Below are 7,073 nucleotides of genomic sequence, written 5' to 3'. Positions count from 1 at the left end.
AATATAAACCTCCGAACAGAATAATTAATATTTTCCACAAAGTTATTAACAGAAAAGCAAAAACATATATAAATTTTACAGAATAACTAAATTTATGGATAATGGTGTTGATAAATTAATAATAGTATAAATTATTAAAAAAATATGAAAAGATATAAACAATATGTAGATAAAGTTATAAATAACATAAACATACAATAAATGGTGATTATAACTAGAGTATTGTCAGTAATCTTAAAAGTTATACACAAAAGTATCCACAAGCTGTGAATAATTTTTAATAAGTTGATAACATTTATGCACATTATCAACAAGTATATTTATAATATCAAAATATATGTCAAACTTCAATGATTTGTAACTAATTTATCCACAATATTAACTAATTGTTGATAAAAATATAAACATGTTAAAATTACTTTATTTGTGTATATAATTGAAAAAAATAATTTAGAATAAAATTAAATAGATTTTTACTAGTATTTTCAATAAAAAAAATACATAATATATATATGGTAGATTTTGTGATAGAAGCGTCCCAAAAACTCGTTGACAACAGTGGTAAAAGTATTTATAATTATATGTGTTATGTTTACTTTGAGGGTAAAGTTATTATTTTTATAAACGGAAAATGAAATCTGAAAGGCGGTGCAAAATAATGAGTAAAAGAACTTATCAACCAAAAAAGAGACAAAGAAGTAAAGAACATGGTTTCAGAAAAAGAATGAAGACGTCTAACGGAAGAAACGTGTTAAAGAGAAGAAGAGCTAAAGGAAGAAATAGATTAACTCATTAATTACAAAAGGGCCGCTGCAAAGGTGGCCTTTTTGTGTAAATAATTACAATTCATAGCTGTGTTTATGGAGGTTAACTATGGACTTTAATAGGACTAAAGGGTTAAAAAAGGACTCTGATTTTAGAAAAGTATATAAACACGGCAAATCTTTTGCAAACAAATATTTAGTAATATATATACTTAAAAATAAATCAGATTATAGTAGAGTGGGTATTTCTGTTTCGAAGAAAGTAGGAAAAGCCATCACTAGAAATAGAGTAAGAAGACTAATAAAAGAAGTCTACAGATTAAATATTGATGAAAAAATTAAGCCTGGATATGATATAGTATTTATAGCAAGAGTATCTAGTAAAGATGCTACTTTTAAAGACATAGACAAGTCTATAAAAAACTTAGTTAAAAGAACGGATATTTCTATTTAAATTGTATGCTATAAATATGGAGGTTCATAACTTTGAATAAAATAATTTATATATTAAAGGAAATAAGTAAGCATTTATCGAATTTATGTATTTATTTAGTGAGATTTTATCAAAAATATATATCTCCCTTAAAGGGACCTACCTGTAGATTTTATCCAACTTGCTCACAATATTCAATAGAGGCATTTAAGAAATATGGATTTGTAAAAGGTATGTATTTAACAGTAAGAAGAGTTTTAAAATGTCATCCTTTTCATCCAGGAGGTTACGATCCTCTAAAATAAAAGAGAGTAACTATTAGGAGGTATAAAAAAATTGAATATAATAGGAAATTTCTTAGGAATGATTCTTAAGGTAATATTTGAATTTGTTAACCACTATGGTATTTCTATAATACTTTTTACTATTCTTGTAAAGATTATTTTATTACCATTAACAGTTAAGCAGACTAAGTCAACAAAGGCAATGCAAGATATACAACCTCGTATAAAAGAGATACAAGAAAAATATAAAAATAAGCCAGAAAAACAAAATGAAGAAATTGTTAAGTTATATGGAGAGGCTAAAATTAATCCACTATCTGGTTGTTTACCTTTATTAATACAGTTTCCTATATTAATAGGATTATTTAGCGTTTTGAGAGAGCCAGTTGCTCATGGCGTTTTTGCAAATCAAGCTGCATTTTTAGCAGCTGATAATGGGTTTTTATGGATAAAAAGCTTAACAGCACCAGATTATGTACTAGCAGTATTTTCAGGAGCAAGTGCATATGTAATGCAAAAAGTAATGACTCCAAAAGATCAATTACAAGGCTCTATGAAAGTAATGACATATGTAATGGCAGGTATGTCTTTCTATTGGGGATTTATATTCCCAGCAGGACTTACATTGTACTGGACAGTAAGTAACTTATTCTCAATAGCTCAATATTACTTAATAATGAATCCTTTAAAAGCTAAACTGGCTGCTAACTCTAAGGAGGAAAAAGTTAATGAGAAAAAGCCTAAAATTAATAAAAAGTAAAAGCAAGGAAGAAGCTATAAGTAAGGCTATAGCAGAGTTAAATTTAAAAGCAGAGGATATAGAAGTTGAAATACTTGAAAATCCAAGCAAAGGGTTTTTAGGTCTTATAGGTGCTAAAGATGGTACTTATGAAATTTTTGTTATCGAGAGGGAACTAGATGTAGCTAAAAATTTTATAGAGGTAATGTTGAAAAATGCAAATGTTGATGCCAAAGTCAATGTATCTCAAAAAGATAATTTAATCATGGTTGATATTGAAGGCAAAGAAGCTGCAAGTTTAATTGGTAGAAGAGGGGAAACTTTAGATTCTATTCAATTTTTAACTGGATTAGCTCTTAATAAAATAAATAAGGATTCTCATACAAGAGTACTTGTAGATATAGAAAACTATAGATCAAAAAGAGAAGAATCTTTAATAAGATATGCTAATAAAGTTGCTAGAGAAGTAGCGAAAACAAGAAAAACTAAAAAATTAGATTATATGAATCCGTATGAGAGAAGAATAATACATTCAGCTCTTCAAAACGACAAATATGTAATTACATATAGTGAAGGTACCGATCCATATAGAAGATTAGTAATTGAGTGTAAAAGATAAAATCAACCTCCTAAACATTAGGGGGTTTTATTTTTTAATATTATTACATTATTGTGATTAGCCAAAAGTAAATCTATATGTAAAAAATTATAAATTAAGAGGTGATAAATTTGTTTATAGATGATACAATTGCAGCAATAGCTACAGCACCTGGAGAAGGTGGTATAGGAATACTTAGAATAAGTGGAGAAAAATCCTTAAAGGTTGCAGAAGAAATCTTTAAGTCTATGTCAGGAAAGAGTATTAAAGAATATAATAAGAGAACATTAATATATGGAAATATAGTAGACGATGAAAATGTAATTGATGAAGTTTTATTGGCATATATGAAAGGTCCAAATTCATATACAGGAGAAGATGTAATAGAAATCAATTGTCATGGTGGATTTATATCAGTAAAGAAAATATTAGAATTAATATTATCAAAAGATATTAGGTTAGCAGAAGCTGGAGAGTTTACTAAAAGAGCGTTTTTAAATGGGAGAATAGATTTATCACAGGCAGAGGCAGTAATTGATGTTATAAAGGCTAAAACAGATATAGCTCATGAAGTTGCTCAAAACCAATTAGAAGGCTCTTTATCAAAAAGAATAAGGGAACTAAGAGATAAAGTCACTGAGATATTAGCCCATGTAGAAGTTGCTATAGATTATCCTGAGGAAGATATTGAACATATAACATATCAGACTCTTAAGGAAAAAACTGATGAACTTAAAAAGGAAATTAAAAAATTATATGATACAGCTGAAAGTGGAAAAATACTTAGAGAAGGTTTAAAAACAGTAATAGTTGGGAAACCAAATGTAGGTAAATCTTCATTACTTAACTCTATTTTAGGAGAGAATAGAGCCATAGTTACTGATATACCAGGAACTACTAGAGATGTTATAGAAGAGTTTGTAAATATAAAAGGAATACCTTTAAAAATTGTTGATACAGCAGGTATAAGAGATACAGATGATATAGTTGAAAAAATAGGTGTTGAAAAGTCTAAAGAATCATTTACTAGTGCAGATTTGATTATAATGGTTTTAGACGCATCTAGAAAGCTATCAGAAGAAGATATAGAGATATTAGAAAATCTTAGAGATAAGCAAACAATAGTACTATTAAATAAGAATGATTTAAAACAGGAAATTGAAGAAGAAAAAATACTTAAATATGTAGAAAATAATAGTATAATAAAAATATCAGCTTTACAGCAAGAAGGTATAGAAGAATTACAAGATAAAATAGAGTCTATGGTATATAAAGGTAGTGTTAAAAATAACTCTAGTTTAGTAGTAACAAATTCTAGACATAAAGATGCACTTAATAAAGCATATAAATCTGCTACAGATGCTTTAATTGCTTTAGAACAAAGCATGCCATTTGACTTTGTAGAAGTAGACTTAAAAAATATATGGGATTATCTTGGTTATATTAATGGAGATACAGTAACAGAGGATTTATTAGATAATATATTCCATAACTTCTGTATAGGTAAGTAAGGTGTAAAACAAATTTGATTTTTTGATTATAGAGGTTTTAAAAAAATATAGTGTTTCTCATGAAACATTAATTTAAAAGAAAGGAATTATAAATGATAAAGTTTGAAGCAGGAAAATATGATGCTATAGTGGTTGGGGCAGGACATGCTGGATGTGAAGCTGCCTTGGCTACTGCAAGAATGGGATATAAAACTTTGATAATAACAATGTCTTTAGACTCTATAGCATTGATGCCTTGTAATCCATCAATTGGTGGAACTGGTAAAGGTCAATTAGTTAAGGAAATAGATGCCTTAGGTGGTCAGATGGGATTAAATATAGACAAGACATATATACAAAGTAGAATGTTAAACACTGCCAAAGGACCAGCAGTGCACTCTTTAAGAGCTCAAGCAGATAAATTTAAATATCATGAAGAAATGAAAAAGACATTAGAAAATGAACCAAATCTTGATATAGCTATGGATGAAGTTGTGGAAATTTTACATGAAGGAAATGTTGTAACAGGAGTTGGGACTAAGCTAGGATGTTCATTTAAATCTAAAGCTGTAATACTAGCTACTGGAGTTTATTTAAATTCAAAAATATATATGGGTGAGGTTGCATTTTATGAAGGGCCTAATGCATTAGGATATGCAAAATACCTTACAGATAGTTTAGTTGAATTGGGTCTGAGAATGAGAAGATTTAAGACAGGAACTCCAGCTAGAGTTCATAGAGATAGTATAGACTTTTCTGTAATGTCTTTACAGGAAGGTGATGAAAAAGTAACTCCTTTCTCATTTATGAATGAAAATATAGAAAAAGAACAAGAGCCTTGTTATTTAACAAGAACTACTGAAGAAACTCAGAGGGTTATATTGGAAAATTTAAAAAGGTCTGCTATGTATAGTGGAGTAATAGAAAGTACTGGGCCAAGATATTGTCCTTCTATAGAAGATAAAGTGGTAAGATTTAGTGATAAAACATCACATCAACTATTTATAGAACCAGAAGGTTTAAATACTAAAGAGATGTATATCCAAGGAATCTCAACTAGTTTGCCTTTTGAAGTGCAATTAGATATGTACAAGACGATAAAAGGACTTGAAAACTGTAAGATAATGAGACCTGCATATGCCATTGAATATGATTGTGTTGACCCAACACAACTAAAAATAAGTTTGGAAATAAAGGGAGTTGAGAACTTATTTAGTGCTGGACAATTTAATGGGACTTCTGGATATGAGGAGGCCGCAGCTCAAGGGCTTATGGCTGGCATAAATGCAGTTAGAAAGATAGAAGGAAAAGAACCTTTTGTATTAGACCGTTCAGAGGCATATATAGGTGTTTTATTGGATGACCTTGTGACTAAAGGGACTAATGAGCCTTATAGAATGATGACATCAAGAGCAGAATACAGATTGTATTTGAGACAAGATAATGCAGATATGAGACTAACTCAAAAAGGTTATGATATAGGATTAGTTAAAAAAGATAGATATGAAAGATTCATAAATAAAAAGACTGCTGTAGAGAAAGAATTTGAAAGATTAAAAAATGAAAGAGTTACACCAAAAGAAGTAAATAGCCTATTGGAAGCAAAAGGAGCGGCACCAATAAAGGTTGGAATTTCGTTATACGAGTTTTTAAAGAGACCAGAGGTTACTTATGAATTACTTGAAGAATTAGGAAAAGGCGCTGGCGAAGATGTTTCAAGGGAAGTCAAAGAACAATGTGTAATAATAACTAAATATGAAGGTTATATAGAAAAACAATTAAAACAAATAGATCAATTTAAGAAACTTGAAAATAAAAAGTTAGATGAAAAAATAAATTATGCATCTATAGAAGGACTTCGATTAGAAGCAAGACAGAAGTTGGATGATATAAAACCTATTTCAATAGGGCAAGCTTCTCGTATATCTGGAGTTTCTCCAGCTGATATATCTGTTTTGCTTATATATCTAGAACAAGTCAGAAGAACTAGAGGTGGCAAAGGTGAATAACATAGAACTTCTGAGAAATGGGATTGAAAGTTTTAACATAATTACTAATGAGAGTATGCTAGAAAAATTTAAAAAATATAGAGAAATACTAGTTGATTGGAATCAAAAAATGAATCTTACTGGTATAGAAGATGAAAAAGAGGTATATGTGAAGCATTTTTTAGATTCTATTTCAGCTGTAAAAAATGGATATATAAAAAATGGTATGTCTATAATAGATGTTGGTACAGGTGCTGGGTTTCCTGGTCTACCATTAAAAATATGCTTAGATGATTTAGAGCTTACCTTATTAGATTCTTTAAATAAAAGAATAAACTTCTTAGAGGAAGTTAGTAGAGAACTAGAGCTAGCTAATATTAAATTTATACATGGAAGAGCTGAGGATTTTGGTAAAGATGAAAAGTATAGAGAAAAATATGATATTGCTACAGCGAGAGCTGTAGCTGGATTACCAATTCTTATGGAATTTTGTGTACCATTTGTAAAGGTTGGAGGATATTTCATTTGTCTAAAGGGACCAAATGCTAATTTAGAACTAGAAGAATCACAAAAAGCTATTGATATTTTGGGGCTAGAATTTGTTGAAAAAATAGATGTCGAATTGCCAGAAATAGATTTAAATCATAATATATTAGTTTTTAAAAAAATAAAAGAAACACCAGTTAAGTACCCTAGAAAGGCTGGGAAACCAGCTAAGAATCCTATTATATAGTTAAAAGATTATTATAGGTAAGCTTAATTATTTCTCAGGAAATA

8 protein-coding genes are annotated in these 7,073 nt (G+C 29.1%); all 8 read left to right on the top strand.

Annotated elements, in window-relative coordinates; all coding sequences use genetic code 11:
* Positions 1 to 658: 658 nt before the first annotated feature.
* Positions 659 to 796, top strand: a complete 138-nt coding sequence (gene rpmH, locus ACTG46_RS19440) for a 50S ribosomal protein L34 (RefSeq protein ID WP_003420485.1) — start codon at positions 659 to 661, stop codon at positions 794 to 796.
* Positions 797 to 873: 77 nt separating this feature from the next.
* Entirely contained in the window at positions 874 to 1,218 is a 345-nt protein-coding gene (rnpA, locus tag ACTG46_RS19435) for a ribonuclease P protein component (protein WP_003420486.1), read from the top strand.
* A gap of 32 nt (positions 1,219 to 1,250) precedes the next feature.
* Entirely contained in the window at positions 1,251 to 1,502 is a 252-nt protein-coding gene (gene yidD / locus ACTG46_RS19430) for a membrane protein insertion efficiency factor YidD (protein ID WP_021386578.1), read from the top strand.
* 31 nt (positions 1,503 to 1,533) lie between these two features.
* On the top strand, positions 1,534 to 2,241 hold the full coding sequence (locus ACTG46_RS19425; protein WP_021386599.1) for a YidC/Oxa1 family membrane protein insertase: 708 nt from the start codon (positions 1,534 to 1,536) through the stop codon (positions 2,239 to 2,241).
* On the top strand, positions 2,210 to 2,839 hold the full coding sequence (jag, locus tag ACTG46_RS19420) for an RNA-binding cell elongation regulator Jag/EloR (protein WP_054272092.1): 630 nt from the start codon (positions 2,210 to 2,212) through the stop codon (positions 2,837 to 2,839). Before ACTG46_RS19425 ends, jag begins: the two co-directional genes overlap by 32 nt.
* A gap of 110 nt (positions 2,840 to 2,949) precedes the next feature.
* Complete coding sequence (mnmE, locus tag ACTG46_RS19415) at positions 2,950 to 4,329, top strand: tRNA uridine-5-carboxymethylaminomethyl(34) synthesis GTPase MnmE (RefSeq protein WP_054272091.1); 1,380 nt, start codon at positions 2,950 to 2,952, stop codon at positions 4,327 to 4,329.
* Positions 4,330 to 4,421: 92 nt separating this feature from the next.
* Positions 4,422 to 6,317, top strand: coding sequence for a tRNA uridine-5-carboxymethylaminomethyl(34) synthesis enzyme MnmG (mnmG, locus tag ACTG46_RS19410; protein ID WP_479923418.1), 1,896 nt, complete (start codon positions 4,422 to 4,424; stop codon positions 6,315 to 6,317).
* A complete protein-coding gene (gene rsmG, locus ACTG46_RS19405; RefSeq protein ID WP_074179467.1) occupies positions 6,310 to 7,029 on the top strand; it encodes a 16S rRNA (guanine(527)-N(7))-methyltransferase RsmG in 720 nt (239 codons plus the stop codon). The genes mnmG and rsmG overlap by 8 nt, the downstream gene beginning before the upstream one ends.
* Positions 7,030 to 7,073 lie beyond the last annotated feature (44 nt).

The organism is Clostridioides sp. LIBA-7678 (assembly GCF_056716065.1).
The sequence above is the reverse complement of the archived record's forward strand: the minus strand, read 5'-3'. Positions and strand labels throughout refer to the sequence as shown.